This window comes from Paenibacillus marchantiae, assembly GCF_028771845.1.
GTDB classification, from domain to species: domain Bacteria; phylum Bacillota; class Bacilli; order Paenibacillales; family Paenibacillaceae; genus Paenibacillus; species Paenibacillus marchantiae.
Map to the genome: position 1 here is coordinate 6,592,535 of NZ_CP118270.1, position 15,466 is coordinate 6,608,000.

Genomic DNA, 15,466 nt, shown 5'->3' on the forward strand with positions numbered 1-15,466 from the left:
ATATCTTAAAACAAAAAGAGGTTGATGGAAAGCCACGTCCGTGGACTTCCATCAACCTCTTCAGAAGCATCTGTTATATCAACAGTTATTCAAAGTGCGTGTTGCCGACTAACTGTATATTCAAGAATTCTTGAATTCGTTACCCGCGGCTTCGACCCATAGAACGGAAGATCAAGCTCACGATTGCTACAAGTACGATGGCACCGATTAATGCCGGTACTATGTAGAATCCGCCCATTTCTGGACCCATATCTCCCAGGATTACTCCACCTAACCATCCGCCGATAAAACCGGCAATGATGTTACCGATAACGCCGCCGGGAATGTCACGACCAACAATCAGACCTGCCAACCATCCAATGATACCACCGATAATTAATGACCATAACCAACCCATATCATTCACCTCTAATTAAAGTTTTTGTTGTTGTCTGTCTACTATTAACCGCTACAGAAGCATTTAAACAATTGGCATGAAAATTGTTGTATATTACCTTTTGTTCATATGCCCTTTTCTCTGTTCTACAGCCTATAACAAGGCATTATAAACAGATTGCGTCACTTCCGGGCATCTTACACAGTTCAAGACTGCGTTATGTACCTCCCAAAAGTCATTGTATGTTGATTCAGACAGCCTTAGTATAACCAATTGAGGTGAGAATATTTTAATGGTTATATTCGATTAATAAAAACCTGCACGGCCTTTACCTGGCTGAGCCAGCCAGTTATGTTTATGGCTCTTGTCCAACTCTCCTCGCATCGACTGAATGATCTGCACAATGTCTGTCTGGCCATTCTGGTGCCATTCCAGCGCTGCGCTGACATACAGCTCTCCAAGTTGAGCAAGAGAAAAGGTATCCGTCAATCGTGCAGCTTCCAGCGTATCTTCTTCCCCTGCGAAGACATCAAAGCCGCGTTGGTTCAAATATTGCAGGCGCAGCCCTTCGTCCGGTAGCGGTATTTCATAAGCCCGATCAAACCGACCGGCACGGTTCATGAGCCCTGGGTCTATTTTCTCCGGATAATTCGTGGTGCCAATTAGGAAAATGCCCTCTTTGGACGTTGCCCCATCCAATGTATTCAGGAAAAAGGAACGAACTTCATCCGGCATGGAATCGATATCCTCAATAATTAGTACCATGGGAGCCAAACGTTTGGCTGCTTCGAACACTTCACGTACCGATTCACTGTTTGTGTATTCGGTAATTTGCCAATATGCCGCAGGCCCCGGAATGCTTCCCGCAATGGATTTCACGAGGGTCGTTTTTCCGTTTCCAGGATGGCCGTACAGCAGGATGCCACGTTTGTAAGGAATATCATAGTCCCGATAAAAGGAACGATCTGCCTCGAAAAACTGGTCCAACGAACGGAAAATATCCTGTTTAATTTGCGGAGAAAGCACGACCTCATCCCGCCCCACAGAGCGGGTAATGGATTCCACATGACGATCACTGCCATTGCGAGCATCCGTGTACACCGTGACTTTTTTCATATTTTGCTGCCGTTCCCGTTCCCTTACACTGCCCAGAAATTGCTTCAATTCCTCTTCTCCTGTAGCAAAAACAAAATCCTCATTGTATATCCCATTCTCCCGGAAGAAAGGAATGCGGACGAGAGCCACGCCCCACTGCGGATAGGCAAATACATTGTTGCGAATCGAATAATGCACCCCATAGGTTGGTGCATCTCCATCATCCTCATAATGCAGTGTACGCAGCTCCAGATCTTCGAAAATCCGGGCAACCAATTCCACTTCCGTACTGTTGCTTTGCAGATCTTCTTTTAGCAGATCCCAGTATTCACTGTTTGGATCATCACTTGCATAGAGTTCATAACGAACGCCGTATCGATTGCCAAGCGCTTCAATGATGCCGCGAATCAAGCGGGCATATATGGCATAGCCTTCGTTTCGGATTTGACTGTCTTGTTGCTCCTCATAGGAATAGATGACTCTATTATGATTCAATTGTTCTTTCTCTATCGTCATTACTTAGCTCCCTTCACAGCGGCAAGTGGTTTACATTTGGCTACAACTTGAGCCAGACCTGCGCCGGTAACACTATCAATAATTTCATCGACATTTTTATAAGCTTGCGGCGATTCATCAAGAATCGATTCAAGCGAACGCTGGTTCACCACAATCTCATCTTCAGTTCCCACACCCAGCGCCGAGGCAAAATCCTCCACGGTAACCAGGCGCTTCGTTGCTGTACGCGAACGAATGCGTCCTGCCCCATGACAAATCGAATAATAGTTATCCTTCCCCTCGGGTTGACCTACCATGATATACGAAGCCGTCCCCATTGAACCGGGTATAAGCGCGGGATGACCTGTTGCCAGATATGGCTTCGGATTATCCGGATGACCAGCAGGTAATGCACGTGTAGCTCCTTTGCGGTGTACAAAAACGGAACCTTGATCCGAGTGCGATTCCTCCCATGCATAATTGTGCATCAGATCATAGAGGGTTCGAAATTCGCATTTTGGACCAAACACATCCCGAAAAGCTTCGCGAATTGCATAAGCAATCAGATGGCGGTTCACCACAGCATAATTCAGTGCAGAATACATCATATTGACGTAATGGAGACCTTCCGCATGTTCAAGCGGAGCAAAAACCAGTCTTGGATCGGATGTCCCCAGACCATTTCGCTGCATCACTTTCGCAATCGCTGATGAACTAGTTTGGCTTACATACCCACCCCAAGCCCGGGAACCGGAATGAATCATGACAACAATTTGTCCATCGTACAGACCCCAGGCTTCCGCAATCTCCCGATTTTCCTCCGCAATCTCAATCGCTTGAATCTCGGCAAAATGATTGCCTCCACCCAAAGTTCCTAACTGGCGATGAGCCCGATGCCAAGTCATATCCGGTACCAGATTCAACACTTCCTCATCAAAGGCAAATTTGCTGCTCTCTACATGAGTGATGGAAGTTGATTTTTTGGGTGTATAGCTGTCCGGGATATATTTTTTAGGTAATCCATGCAGACCCTTTCGCACAATATGCTCCAAACGAATATCCGAGTAATGACCGCGCTGATTTGCCTCCATCGGCAGCACTTTCTCAATGGCTTTCACGAGTTTACGGCGCAGCTTCACATCCTTCAGGTCGTCCTTATGCAAATTGGTCATATGCACCCGCATGCCACAGCCGATATCACTGCCTACGATGGATGGAGATACATAGCCACTCTTGGCATCCCATACCGCCGTTGTACCGATGCAGGTGCCTACACCGACATGCACGTCAGGCGTATAGCTCATATAGGAAATGCCCGGGATTTGAAGATTGTTGTTCGCCATCTCGAACACCTTATAGTCCAATGACGAGAATAGTTGTTGTGCCGCATATACCGTTAAGTCCCCAGCAGGCAATTTGACTTCATGTCGGTAGCCACCTGTGAGTTCATTTTGAGTCGTAAATAAATTAGGTTGTGTATTCATAAATGTTTATTATTCCTTCCTATACGTTCAGCTAATTCGGTTCATTTCAAAATTGAACCTAACGTTATTCCGAATTCATATCCATAGTCAGTACAACAAAAAAGAAGCCACGGACAGTTCGCCCGTGACTTCTTCATGACAATAACAGAAAACAAAAGCAGCATGAACATGCCGCATCTGTTCTCCATTGCTATATACGCCGAGAGTAGCATATCGATTAATAACGTTCCAAGGATAAACGATATGCATCTTCCCCTATGTCGCCCGTATGAGGCCAAAGAGACGATGAACTGGATATACAATTGTGTCTGTGCTTCGTAGTGTCTTTGTGAATTTCAAATCATAACCAACCATCATATCTCTCGGCCTCCCTTCATTAATATTATGTTTATATTAAGCGGACTCGTTTCGATGTGTCAACCCTTTTCTTGGAAAATTCCCTATTTTGCATATGCATTAGATTTAACTTCGTGCCAATAACTTATATAAAAAAAGCAGGGTCTGTAAGGAACAGACCCTGCTTACTCATGCATATCATGAGATTAGATATCGATTATTGATGGTACATGTTTTGACAGATTTGAATCTGCATCTTATCATTTCCCTGCTTGTTTTTCCAATTCTTCCACAGGATTTTCATCTTCTTTTTCAGGCACCTTGGAAGACAGGAACCAACCGCATACTGCAATTGTAATCAGCACAATGTAGAATCCAAATTTCCAAATTTTATTTTCCGGGAAATGCTCATCCAGAACGCCCAGTGAAGGGTGTGCAAGTGTAATAACAGCCAACTTAACCCCAACCCAGCCGACAATAACGAAGGCTGCAACTTCAAGCCCTGGACGGGAATGAAGCAGTTTAACGAAGAAGGAAGCCGCAAATCTCATGATGACGAGACCGATAAATCCACCGAGGAAGATGACGATAAACTGGCCACCGTCAAGTCCACCGATCGGAGGCAGACCACTTGGCGGCAAGGCAACAGCCAGCGCCACAGCTGCGAGAATGGAATCGACCGCGAACGCGATATCCGCCACTTCCACCTTGAATACAGTCATCCAGAAACCAGATTGTTTTTTTTGTTTTTTGGGAGCGGAATCAGCCGCTTCATCTGTTTTGTTTCGGCTACCCAACACCTTTTTGACAATGTGGTTAATGGAGATGTACAACAGGTACAGGGCACCAATCGCTTGAACCTGCCATACGTCCACGAGGAACGAGATCAGGAACAACGAACCCAATCGGAAAATAAACGCTCCCATCAAACCATAAAATAACGCCTTTTTGCGTTTATCATCAGGTAAATGCTTAACCATAATGGCAAGAACCAATGCATTATCCGCTGCAAGCAATCCCTCCAGGACTACTAATACGACGAGAACCCACCCATACTCCAATAATAATGACAAATCCAAAATTGACTCCTCCTTAGTATCCTTATGATGTACAAAAAAAAGGACCTTTACCATTACTGGTAAGGTCCTTTTTATTCACAAAAAGAGACCTTTACCCAGTATGAAAACTTGGTAAAGGTCTCGCTAACAACAAAATTGCTGCCAATAAAGCCGGGGATATAATCCCGAACTGACGACTTTACTGTGAAAGCTACTCCCCTTTAACATCAGGAATATTTAGTTTTAAGTTGAAACAAGTTCAATAATCTGTTCTCATCATATTCATAACGATAAGCAAAGTCAAGCTTTATTTGCCTGACTACGGTCCAGCTTGCGAAAGACCAGCAAATCATAGATGAAATTGCCTAGCGGGATAAATGAGACAAAAAACAAAGCAATTGGACGACGTAAACGCCATTTTTGCGTAGTATAAAGACTCACCATAAATAATAAATACATCAGAAATAAAAAGCCATAGATGTTGCCAAACCACGTGACTGCCTGAGGCATGATTCCTGATTCCCTTAATGGAAAAGCAACAAATAACAACAGCACATATGAAAGCCCCTGCAACCACAACAGCAGTCGAAAGCGGCTGAGTGTTGAATGTAACATTTTTTTCCTCCTGCTTCTAAATACGCGCAACGATTTCACTGCATCCCGTACAGTATATCACAAAAACGAAATTTCCCCTCACGCGTAGTTCCACAGGAGCCAAATCCACCCGATGCACATAGGATATATGACCAAAGTAGATTGTTACGAATATGGACAAGGAGGAGCCTGTTGATGAAAATAGCCCTGATAGCGCCTGAAAAATTGCCAGTCCCAGGTAACGGATCAGTCGAAATCTGCCTCCTCGGCATTGCTCGCGAACTTGCACTCCGTCACCAGGTGACGATCTTAAGTCGTCAGATGCCCGGCCTTGCCATCACAGAGCAATTAGATGGCATTACGATCCGTCGTGTAACAGCAACCAGCCCCAGCGAGTACACAAGGGCAGTGATCCGTTTTCTGAAAATTCAGCCCTTCGATTTGATCCAGGTAGACAACAGACCTCATAGTATGGCTGCAATTAAACGCGCCTTCCCTTCGTTACCTGTGGTGCTCTATCTTCACTCATTAACCTTTGCACAACCAGGTCCTGCAAGATTAGCGCTGTTAAAAAAAGCGAACTGGATTGCCGTCAACAGTCAATCCCTCAGACAAAGGCTGGGTCGCCGATTTCCATCCTTGAAACGACGGATGGGTGTTGTACCACTTGGCGTGGACCTAAGCCGCTTTTTGCCTGCAGCTAAAGGAGAGCAGCAGCTTCTGCGGAAGCAGTTTGGTATTACAGGGCCATTCTCCATTCTGTATGTAGGCCGACTGATTCCCGGCAAAGGTGTGGACATATTGATTCGTGCCGTAGCTCTTATTCAGCAGCAGGTACCCGTGCAACTAATCATTGCAGGGAAAGGACCTCCAGTTTACGTCCGCAAGCTGCGACAGCTTGCCCGAAAATTAAAGGTGGATGCCGCCTTCCGAGGTCAGATCGCCCATGAACGTATTGACCGTTTGTACAGGGCTGTGGACTGTCTGGTGTGCCCTTCCCAACAACATGAGGCCTTCGGGCTGGTTAATGTTGAAGCTATGGCTTCAGGACTACCCGTCATTGCTTCAGACAATGGAGGCATTCGTGAAATCATTGTATCGGGGAGTAATGGATATCTTGTGAGACAGTATCACAACCCCCGAAGTTTCGCTGCTTACCTGTCTAAACTCGCAGACAATCCTTCTCTCGCTCGTTCGCTTGGAGAAGCTGGCCGTGCCAGTGCAGTTGAACAGTTCAGTTGGGCCCGGACAGCCATGCATCTTGAAGCAGCTTATACAAGACTCATCCGTGGATAAATCTTGTTACGCCTGTGCTTTCGTTAGGCTTTTTCACGTGACTGCCAGTCTGCAATAAAACTATCCATATGCGGAACAGGAACGTACATCATTTCAATTAACTCCACAATAATCATATCTTTCATGGCAAACCTCACTTTAGCGCAGGTTTGTTGGCGGAAAGCATCATAGATTCCCGATCCAGTCCAGCAACCATGAGGAGCGAGCAGCGGATTATTAACAATATATCCAACCGTCCCAATAGGGGGAACCACTACCTTGATGGCTCGAGAGTCCACCCGATTGTCGGGGTCTTTAACCAGAAACAGGATATCGCCTACGTTTAAAGCTTCTACACCATGATAATGTTCCATTCCATACATGGCTGCAAATAATTTGGTACTCATCGAAAAAGCTCCTTTTACACATTTTTTTGATTTTAGAAGGGTTGAAATTATTGATCTTCCTCATAATGCTTCATCCACTCTATGAGTTGTTTACGAATTTCTTTACGATATTCGCGGGGTTCAAGAACCTCCGCTTCGGGGCCAAATTGATATAACCATTTCAGGAATTCACGACTACTGTTCAGCGTTACTTCAAATAACAATCCGCCATCAGGCAAATCAGTCATTCGTGGACGAACAAACATTTCTTCTTCTTTTATGTAGGGGGCCACCTCTTTACTGAACCTTACTTTAAAATGAATCAGTTTATCCCCACGATCAATGGACCACGTATTTTTCATGAACTGCGTTATATTGAAATCACCCATAACAAAATGGGTATTGGTCTGTATAACGTCCAGAAAGCGACTGATCCGAAACAAACGTACTTTCTTCAGCAAGTGGCAATAACCAATCAAGTAGAAACGCTGATCGCGCGGAATGAGGTAATAGGGGTCAATGTCACGGACCGTTATTTCATTTTTCGTAAGCGTATGATATTGGGTTCGAATCGTTTGTTGATCCAGAATGGCTTCAATGACTGGAATAAGCAAGTTGGGATACTTCCCTTCTTCCCGGTATGCAGGTGTACCCATACGAATAATGCCTGCAATATTTTCTACAATGTCACTGTTTCTCGATTTCATTTTGGTATGAGCTGTCATCACCTTGTCAAAAGCTGAATCAAATTCAGCCGGGAGTTGCGAAGTATCCACCACGGATGGAAGCATCGAGAATACCATCGCTTCCTGTTCGGTAAAATCCAGAGGATACATGGCAAATTCACCAATGAACCGATATCCCTTGCCATAACCTTCATTCATGATAGGGGCAACCCTGTCCAAAATTCGGAGATCGCGATAAATCGTGCGCACAGTGGTACCGCATTTCAACGCCAATTCTTTGGCGGAAATTCCGGGATTCGCTTGTATAGCCTGAAGTATACGCAGAAGACGAATTAATTTCTCTGTCATGTAGTTTCTCCCCTTCGATATTTTATCGGCAAGGAAAACTAGTTCCTTTAGTCCGGTACTAAATCTTTAGTCCCAAACTCACTTTCGCAATTTCACCTTATGTATATAGTTCAATCGCACTTATTCGGCTTATTAAATATACATTCTCTTACTTGCTTGCGTAAAATATTAACCTCAAGTCCTTATACCTACGCCTGATAGCCTATTTGGCATTCAAAAAAAAATAAAAAAAGTCTTGTCTCTTTGAGCAGAGACAAGACTTTTTCGCTTGGTTATTTGTGCAATTGCAATAATTTAGTCAGCACATTGACCATATGGTCGCACAGATCAGGGATATCTCCCATCTGATCTTCATTCACACTACGGTCAAAATGTACTTCAGCAGTGACGGCGTAAGTTGCTGGCTGATCTTCAAATATATAATGAATATGCTGCAATTTTCGTTGTTCCGGCCAGCTCTCTTGTAATAGGGGGCTAATCGCCGGACATTGAGTCTCAAGCTCCTTAACAACCATTCTGAACCGCAGCCGCAAACGGCAACCTGATGGACCACCTGGTGTCTCCAAAATCTCAGCCGCGAGATCCTCAAGCGATGTGCTCAGTACCACTTCGCCAGTTACCTCAGGACAATCTCTCAGGCAGAATTGCAGCACGAACTCTCTGGACATACGAGCCATCTCAAGCTGATCCTTCCGATCTGTTATGGAAATAAGTTCATCCAAATTATCGAGATCATATAGGTAATTTTCGAAGCCTACTTTTAAATTGTCATAAATCGTCGGATCAAACATATTGCGAAACCTGCTTTCTTGTGCAAATTATTCCAAAGTGCATTGTTGCTGCTCCGAATCATAGTATACTGTAACGCTACTTCACGCAAACAGGCAACGTTATCATACCGAATAGCTCGACTATGTAGCCATCTGTCATAAGTCAAAACGACATTCATTATCGCGCATCTCCAGCGACTCCACTTGTCCATTTCCAATATAAAAAAGCCCGGTCGTGATGACCGGGCTTGGTTGAGATACAGAATAATAAATATTCTGACTCCCTATTCTTCTTTAGCTGGTTCTTCTGGTGCTGCTGGTGCTGCTTCATCAGCAGAAGCCGTAGGCTCTTCCTCAGCCGCTTGTGGCGGCATCACGGAAGCGATGATGGAATCACCTGACGTCACCAGAGTCAGACCTTTTTCGAGCTTGATATCTCCAGCTGTCAAACGATCACCAATTTCCAGTCCGCTAACATCCACCTCAATGGAGGTTGGCAGATCAGCCGGAAGTCCTTCGACCTCCAGTTGAGTTTCCTGTGTCTGGAACACACCGCCTGCCTTGGAGCCGGCTGCGGTACCTTGGAAGTCGATCGATACACTAACGCTGATCGGCTTGTTCTTCGAAATTTGCAGGAAGTCCACGTGCAGCAGACGTCCGTTACGTTCCTGCTGATCCTTGATCAGCACTGGAACCGTTTTGCCACCCTCAAGATTGAGGTTGAACATCTCGGAGCGACCTGTACGTGCTACTTTCAGCACTTCTTTTTCATCTACATGTATCGCGGCACCTTCTAATCCCGGGCCATAAACGACAGCCGGAACACGTCCGCCTTGTCTTAACAGGCGCAATGCTGCACCTTTCTTTTCAGTTCTTGGTATTGCCGTAAGTTGAGCCATTTTTCCGTTGGATTTCATGATTGAACATCCTCCTTCAAGGGATCCTTACTTTATATTTGTTAGGAAGCGATAAGCTTCTCTCTTAGACCAGAATGGCCTTTTCGTGCGTGGCCGAATCTGGGGCCATATCTATATTTACCCCAATGAAAGACCATCTCAAACACTGACATGTACAGTTTTTTTATTTTTCGGGTGAAAATGGTTCTTTCTGATGAACAAAAAAAGCAGCCGGAATACCTTCCAACCGCTTGTTAAGCCTATATTTTCCAACCATTTGTATGAAGCTATAACCTGACCAGCTATGCGCTGTTACGATCATCCTCTACATCACTTTCACGGATAACCTGCATCTGATCCGACCCACTCTGAACGATAATGTGCACATCTCCGTCTTCAGGACCGATATCAACATAACGGTCTCCGCAGGTATCTTTGGCTTCCCATTCATTCAGCCGAATGATTAAGCCCAGATGATGCAGTCCTGCAGCCACCCGAAAACGGGCTTCTGCTGCATTGCCTACTCGCTCAAAGGAGACCGCTCCATCCTCCATGCCTGTGCCCCATACCCAGACATCCCATCCCTCATAATGCTGATCTTCCCGTTCATATCGGAGAGTGACAATTCGCGAAATTGGTTTGTGGATTTTGACATTCAGCGATGCCTGAATCCCTCCAGCCTCCGCGGTAATCTGGGCAGACCCTGGTGTTAAAGCACGCACAATTCCTGCTGTACTAACCACTGCATGGTCCACCTTAGACGAGCTCCACCGTATATTCATACCTTGCAGAGGCTGGCCGAATTGATCCAGAACCAAGGCGCGGAATCGACTGACACGTGTCGTGTACATTACAGATTCCCCAATAATTTCAATTCGTTCCGGATGGAGGTGATCAACCTGCAGCGTACACTCTGTAGTAATCGTGCCACATTGGACGCTGATCGTGGCTTCCCCAATCTCCCCCATATGAATTGTCCCATCGGATTGAATCGCAATAATCTGTGGGTTCGAAGAGCTCCAGTTCACAGATGCGTTCTCCACCACATTACCAAAACGGTCTCTGACCGATGCTCGCAAACCGGCAATCTCTCCGACACTGTACACAAGACGCGGCGAATGAATCTCAATCACAGCGGGTTCAGCACCGCCAGCATACTCCGTGTCGTACATTACCATCAGTGACCATCGTTCTACCATTGCGGTTCCGCTCACCGTCTCAATGAGATCTGTACCTGCCTGGTGATCATTCACCACGATATGCCAGTCACCCTCCGGCAGACTCACTTGCTGCTGATGACCTGTTCCGTTGTAGATCACCACGATCTGATTCCAGGTATCCTGATTCGCTCCGTGATCCAGTGTAAATGCAACCACATTTCCTTCTGCTCGCATCATGCGAAGGTGACTCCTTACCTGCTCGGCGTTAATCATACGAAAAGCCGGATGTGTGCGGCGTAGATGAATCAGGCCGCGATAATAGTCAAAAACAGGTCTGAATCGAGCTTTGTTAGCCCAAGTGATCGTATTCACGGCGTCCCCGCTGCGATAACTATTGTGATCTCCTGCTTTGGATCTCAGCATCTCATCTCCTGCATGAAGAAATGGAATCCCCTGTGAGGTAAGTAGAATCCCTGTTGAGAGCAACGAACGACGGACCATCTCATGATCAAGTACATCATCCGCATCGACATAACGATAAGGGTCCGCCGCTTTAACCGCCGATTCCGCACTGCCTCCTTCTACGGGCTGCCCGTCTCTCCATACCGGGTAACCGAGATCATGCCTGAGGTACATCGTTGTTGCGATTTTGTCCCACAGGTTGAGATTATCATGTGCCGTCACATAATTGACGGATTCCACTGGTGAAGATGTGAAATCATCCAGCGCTCCTGCTACACCCATGGCAATTTCGTACTCCCTACCGTCTGCTCCGGTAACAAAACCTTTGCCGATACCATCACTATCCCCTTTGATGGCACTGCGGAAATGATCGTTAAATACAGCAAATCCCTGACCGCGTTGTGTTCCTTTTAACGTTTTCCGATCCAGAGGTGAATCTCCGCCTGTCCACGGCTCCCCGTAGATCAGAAAAGCCGAATCAATCTGTTCTCTCAGCTCACGGGTCACTTCGTTCATCGTGTCTGTATCAATCAGACCCATGAGGTCGAATCGAAACCCGTCCACATGATATTCCTCTGCCCAATACAGGAGAGAGTCCAAAATATATTTTCGTACCATGGGGCGCTCCGTAGCCAGTTCATTGCCTACACCCGAGCCATTGCTCAATGTGCCGTCCTCACGGTAACGATAATAATAACTTGGTACAATTCGTTCAAAAGGTCCATCATCCACGCTGTACGTATGGTTATAAACCACATCAAGCACGACACGAATGCCTTGTCGGTGCAAGGAATGAATGAGAGCCTTGAACTCCCGAATTCGAACCGCAGGATCACGTGGATTGGTGGCATAGGAACCCTCCGGCACGTTATAGTGCTGCGGATCATACCCCCAGTTGTATGGCAATTTGGCATTCGAACCGGCGTCCGTTGTCGATGCCAATTCATCCACCGTCTGATAATCCGCTACAGGCAGAAGATGCACATGCGTGATGCCGAGTTCGACAAGATGATCTACTCCGATGGAGTTGCCGCCTCTGTCCGTCAACCCGGAAGCTGTAAATGCCAAATATTTGCCCTTATACGGAATATCGGCATGGGGGTCGGAGGAGAAGTCACGCACATGTAATTCATATAGAACTGCATCTGCCGGACGTAGAAATACGGGCTTCACATCCTCTTCCCAGTCCACAGGATTGGTTGTATCCAGGTCAATGATGGCTGTTCGCTGTCCGTTCGCCGATACAGCACGAGCGTAAGGATCGGGTGCCACTGCACTATGCTGATCATCATGCGTAATGTGATACATATAATAATGTCCGGCCCAATCCCCTTCAAGCTGTAAGCTCCATATTCCATCCGGGTCACGGGTCATCGACCGTTGCTGTCCGTCATCATGTTCGGTTACTTTACCACTTGCATCATAATGTCCCTCATCATCAAAAATGAGTATAGAAACCTGCTGAGCTGTAGGTGCCCACAGCTTAAATGTGCTTACTGTACGCGTATATGTTAAGCCAAGATCGTTGCCTTCATAACGAAAAGATGTCCATTCCGGCATCGTTCCCACCGCCTTTATATCCATTGATTTCGTGTTGTCCCGATGTTACGGAGCGAGACGTCATTTGTCAACCCGGGGTTGTCTGTACTCAACATATCGGTTGAGCAGAGGCTTTCAATTAGCATATTGAATATGATGCAAATCTACATAGCAATCGCTTTCAAGATACAGCATATGTAAACAAGCGCCATAGATTGACAGCATTTGTACCTGTCCTGATGAAAAAAGACGGGAGAAAACAAAACACCCTCGTCCCACAATGGAGAAAGGGTGCAATAACGTTCATTCACCTGAATACATAACCGTCATGGATATAGCAGGAATGCTGACCTGACCATCCTTGGCCGTACGCAGCGTCTCGGTACCAGCCTGCCCCTGCTCTACGACCACATTCCATGTACCTGAAGGAACGGAGGTTGTACGGGTTTCTTTGGAAGCATTATATATAACGATTATCCGTCCCCATGAATCTCCGACAGCGGTTCCTGCCAGTTCATAGGCCAACAGCCCTTTTCCTTTTTCAAGCAATCGAACATGGAGCTCAATCTCTTTCCGGGTACGAAGACGAAAAGCAGGATGCTCGCGCCGAAGACGGATCAGGCCACGATAATAATCATAAATAGGCTTAAACTGCTGCTTTTGCTCCCACCGAATAGCATTGACTGAATCCCCACTCTCATGACTGTTGGCATCACCATATTTACTTCGCAGAAATTCATCTCCAGCCGCAAGCAAAGGAACCCCCTGGGAAGTCAATACGATGCCATTAGCAAGTAGACAACGCCGGACCGTTTCGTTCTCCAGTATACGATCCGGGTCAACGTGTAAATACGGCTTCGCCTGCTGTACAGCCTCTTCCACGTTGGCGCTGCCTTTCACACGACCATCTTCGCTATATTTGATAAATCCCAGTGTATCGTGCAATCCTTGCGTCTGGGCGACTTTGTCCCACAGGTTGAGATTATCATGTACGGTTACATAATTAATCGTTTCAGATGAGTTATCCGTAAAATCGGTAATGGCTCCCCGTACGCCTGTCCATATATCATCTTCCTTTCCCTCCGCTCCAGTAGCAAATCCGGTTCCCGTTCCATCACTATCGCCTTTGATCGTTCCACGGAGGTTATCGTTAAATACAGCAAATCCGGCTTTACGCTGTGCTCCCTTAAGTGTCATTTGATCCCCAAGGGGTGATTCCAACGCTCCCCAGGGTTCACCGTATAAGAGGATGGACGGAGAAACTTTGGCATGCAGTTCTGCTGCGAGCTCTTTCATCGTTGCAGTGTCCATCAGACCCATCAGGTCAAAACGAAACCCGTCCACATGGTATTCCTCTGCCCAGTATCGTACGGAGTCGATAATGAATTTGCGCACCATCGGGCGCTCCGTAGCCACTTCATTGCCTGTACCAGATCCATTGCTGTACGTGCCATCCGGGTTCTGACGGTAGTAATATCCTGGAACAAGCTTCTCAAATGAACTGGCTGCCGTATCAAACGTATGATTGTACACCACATCCATAATGACTCCGATCCCCTTCTCATGAAGGGCGAGTACCATCGATTTGAACTCTCGAATTCTTGTCTCCGGCTCATCTGCACGGGATGCATAAGAACCTTCTGGAACGTTGTAGTGGAGCGGATCATAGCCCCAGTTATAACGTGAGCAATCGGAAGTCCCGTCATCTTCCTTCGATTCGTCCACTGTCGCAAAATCAAAAACCGGTAGCAGATGTACATGTGTAATTCCCAGCTCAGCCAAATGATCGATCCCCAGTGTATTCCCGTTTGAATCGTGCAAACCTGTCTCGGTAAAAGCAAGATACTTTCCTTTGTGCCTCATGCCGGATGACTCATGGATCGAGAAATCGCGCACATGCAGCTCATATAAGACCGCATCTACCGTGCTCGCCAGTTCTGGACGAATATCCTCATTCCAGCCATTCGGGTGGGTCTGTTCGAGCCTGACGATGACTCCCATTTCTCCATTCATGGTCACAGCCCGTGCATAGGGGTCAACCGCAATCTCCTGTCTTCCGTCATCAAAGGTTACCCTGTACATATAACGATAACCGTTCCACTCACCTTCGAGCTTCAGGGACCAGATGCCCTGATCCTGTTTGTTCATTGGTATTTCTTTCTGTTCATCCTGATTCTTCTGTTCAATGGGACTTGACCCTGTTGAAGGCGGGGATAACAGCACATCTACCTGCTTTGCGGTAGGCGCCCACACTTTGAAACTACAGGCTTGTGGTTCCATCGTGACACCCAGATCTCTTCCTTGGTATGTATCTACTACGTTTAATACGTCTAACTTGTGATGGTCATCAATCATGCTGTATATTCCCCTCTCGATGAGCAATAAAATGAATGTGAACAAATGCTCCTTACCTTTTATACCCGTTCTGTCACTTAACCATAATCTTAGGGATGAAAAAGAACATAAAAAAACAAGCCATGCTTCACGTCATTTCACGCAAAACACA

Annotated in this window: 12 protein-coding genes; 1 reads left to right on the forward strand and 11 read right to left on the reverse strand. The window is 46.3% G+C overall.

The genetic code is table 11. The features are described from left to right. Positions 1–139: 139 nt before the first annotated feature. From PTQ21_RS29655 to PTQ21_RS29675, 5 genes are all read right to left on the reverse strand, one after another. Complete coding sequence (locus PTQ21_RS29655; protein WP_017686880.1) at positions 140–397, reverse strand: GlsB/YeaQ/YmgE family stress response membrane protein; 258 nt, start codon at positions 395–397, stop codon at positions 140–142. 285 nt (positions 398–682) lie between these two features. Next, entirely contained in the window at positions 683–1,987 is a 1,305-nt protein-coding gene (locus PTQ21_RS29660; RefSeq protein WP_274568223.1) for an AAA family ATPase, read from the reverse strand. Then, entirely contained in the window at positions 1,987–3,450 is a 1,464-nt protein-coding gene (locus PTQ21_RS29665) for an RtcB family protein (RefSeq protein WP_274568224.1), read from the reverse strand. The genes PTQ21_RS29660 and PTQ21_RS29665 overlap by 1 nt, the downstream gene beginning before the upstream one ends. 596 nt (positions 3,451–4,046) lie before the next feature. Further along, complete coding sequence (locus tag PTQ21_RS29670) at positions 4,047–4,865, reverse strand: TerC family protein (protein WP_079697430.1); 819 nt, start codon at positions 4,863–4,865, stop codon at positions 4,047–4,049. A 279-nt stretch (positions 4,866–5,144) separates the two neighbouring features. Beyond that, positions 5,145–5,459 (reverse strand): DUF3817 domain-containing protein, encoded by a 315-nt coding sequence (locus tag PTQ21_RS29675; protein WP_269054412.1) that lies wholly within the window; start codon positions 5,457–5,459, stop codon positions 5,145–5,147. A 174-nt stretch (positions 5,460–5,633) separates the two neighbouring features. On the opposite strand from PTQ21_RS29675, the gene PTQ21_RS29680 reads away from it, so the two are divergent. Next, positions 5,634–6,734, forward strand: a complete 1,101-nt coding sequence (locus PTQ21_RS29680; RefSeq protein ID WP_274568226.1) for a glycosyltransferase family 4 protein — start codon at positions 5,634–5,636, stop codon at positions 6,732–6,734. 23 nt (positions 6,735–6,757) lie between these two features. On the opposite strand, the gene PTQ21_RS29685 is transcribed toward PTQ21_RS29680, so the two are convergent. The 6 genes from PTQ21_RS29685 to pulA (PTQ21_RS29710) all read right to left on the reverse strand — a co-directional run bounded on the left by PTQ21_RS29685 (position 6,758) and on the right by pulA (PTQ21_RS29710) (position 15,315). Continuing rightward, a complete protein-coding gene (locus tag PTQ21_RS29685; RefSeq protein WP_063566897.1) occupies positions 6,758–7,120 on the reverse strand; it encodes an HIRAN domain-containing protein in 363 nt (120 codons plus the stop codon). Between the two features lie 47 nt (positions 7,121–7,167). Further along, the gene (locus PTQ21_RS29690; RefSeq protein WP_063566896.1) at positions 7,168–8,133 is read right to left on the reverse strand and encodes a helix-turn-helix transcriptional regulator; all 966 of its coding nucleotides are present in this window, start codon (positions 8,131–8,133) and stop codon (positions 7,168–7,170) included. 272 nt (positions 8,134–8,405) lie between these two features. Continuing rightward, positions 8,406–8,855, reverse strand: a complete 450-nt coding sequence (locus PTQ21_RS29695; protein WP_338020299.1) for a hypothetical protein — start codon at positions 8,853–8,855, stop codon at positions 8,406–8,408. 332 nt (positions 8,856–9,187) lie between these two features. Further along, complete coding sequence (locus PTQ21_RS29700; protein WP_274568231.1) at positions 9,188–9,820, reverse strand: 50S ribosomal protein L25; 633 nt, start codon at positions 9,818–9,820, stop codon at positions 9,188–9,190. A 281-nt stretch (positions 9,821–10,101) separates the two neighbouring features. Then, the gene (pulA, locus tag PTQ21_RS29705) at positions 10,102–12,981 is read right to left on the reverse strand and encodes a type I pullulanase (RefSeq protein WP_274568233.1); all 2,880 of its coding nucleotides are present in this window, start codon (positions 12,979–12,981) and stop codon (positions 10,102–10,104) included. 282 nt (positions 12,982–13,263) lie between these two features. Next, the gene (gene pulA / locus PTQ21_RS29710) at positions 13,264–15,315 is read right to left on the reverse strand and encodes a type I pullulanase (RefSeq protein WP_274568234.1); all 2,052 of its coding nucleotides are present in this window, start codon (positions 15,313–15,315) and stop codon (positions 13,264–13,266) included. Positions 15,316–15,466 lie beyond the last annotated feature (151 nt).

Excerpts from the sequence above, each read along its gene's own strand:
- PTQ21_RS29675 (WP_269054412.1), bottom strand. The coding sequence starts at position 5,459 with ATGTTACATTCAACACTCAGCCGCTTTCGACTGCTGTTGTGGTTGCAG.
- PTQ21_RS29680 (WP_274568226.1), top strand. The coding sequence starts at position 5,634 with ATGAAAATAGCCCTGATAGCGCCTGAAAAATTGCCAGTCCCAGGTAAC.
- PTQ21_RS29690 (WP_063566896.1), bottom strand. The coding sequence starts at position 8,133 with ATGACAGAGAAATTAATTCGTCTTCTGCGTATACTTCAGGCTATACAA.
- pulA (WP_274568234.1), bottom strand. The coding sequence starts at position 15,315 with ATGATTGATGACCATCACAAGTTAGACGTATTAAACGTAGTAGATACA.
- PTQ21_RS29700 (WP_274568231.1), bottom strand. The coding sequence starts at position 9,820 with ATGAAATCCAACGGAAAAATGGCTCAACTTACGGCAATACCAAGAACT.
- PTQ21_RS29655 (WP_017686880.1), bottom strand. The coding sequence starts at position 397 with ATGGGTTGGTTATGGTCATTAATTATCGGTGGTATCATTGGATGGTTG.
- PTQ21_RS29665 (WP_274568224.1), bottom strand. The coding sequence starts at position 3,450 with ATGAATACACAACCTAATTTATTTACGACTCAAAATGAACTCACAGGT.
- pulA (WP_274568233.1), bottom strand. The coding sequence starts at position 12,981 with ATGCCGGAATGGACATCTTTTCGTTATGAAGGCAACGATCTTGGCTTA.
- PTQ21_RS29660 (WP_274568223.1), bottom strand. The coding sequence starts at position 1,987 with ATGACGATAGAGAAAGAACAATTGAATCATAATAGAGTCATCTATTCC.
- PTQ21_RS29685 (WP_063566897.1), bottom strand. The coding sequence starts at position 7,120 with ATGAGTACCAAATTATTTGCAGCCATGTATGGAATGGAACATTATCAT.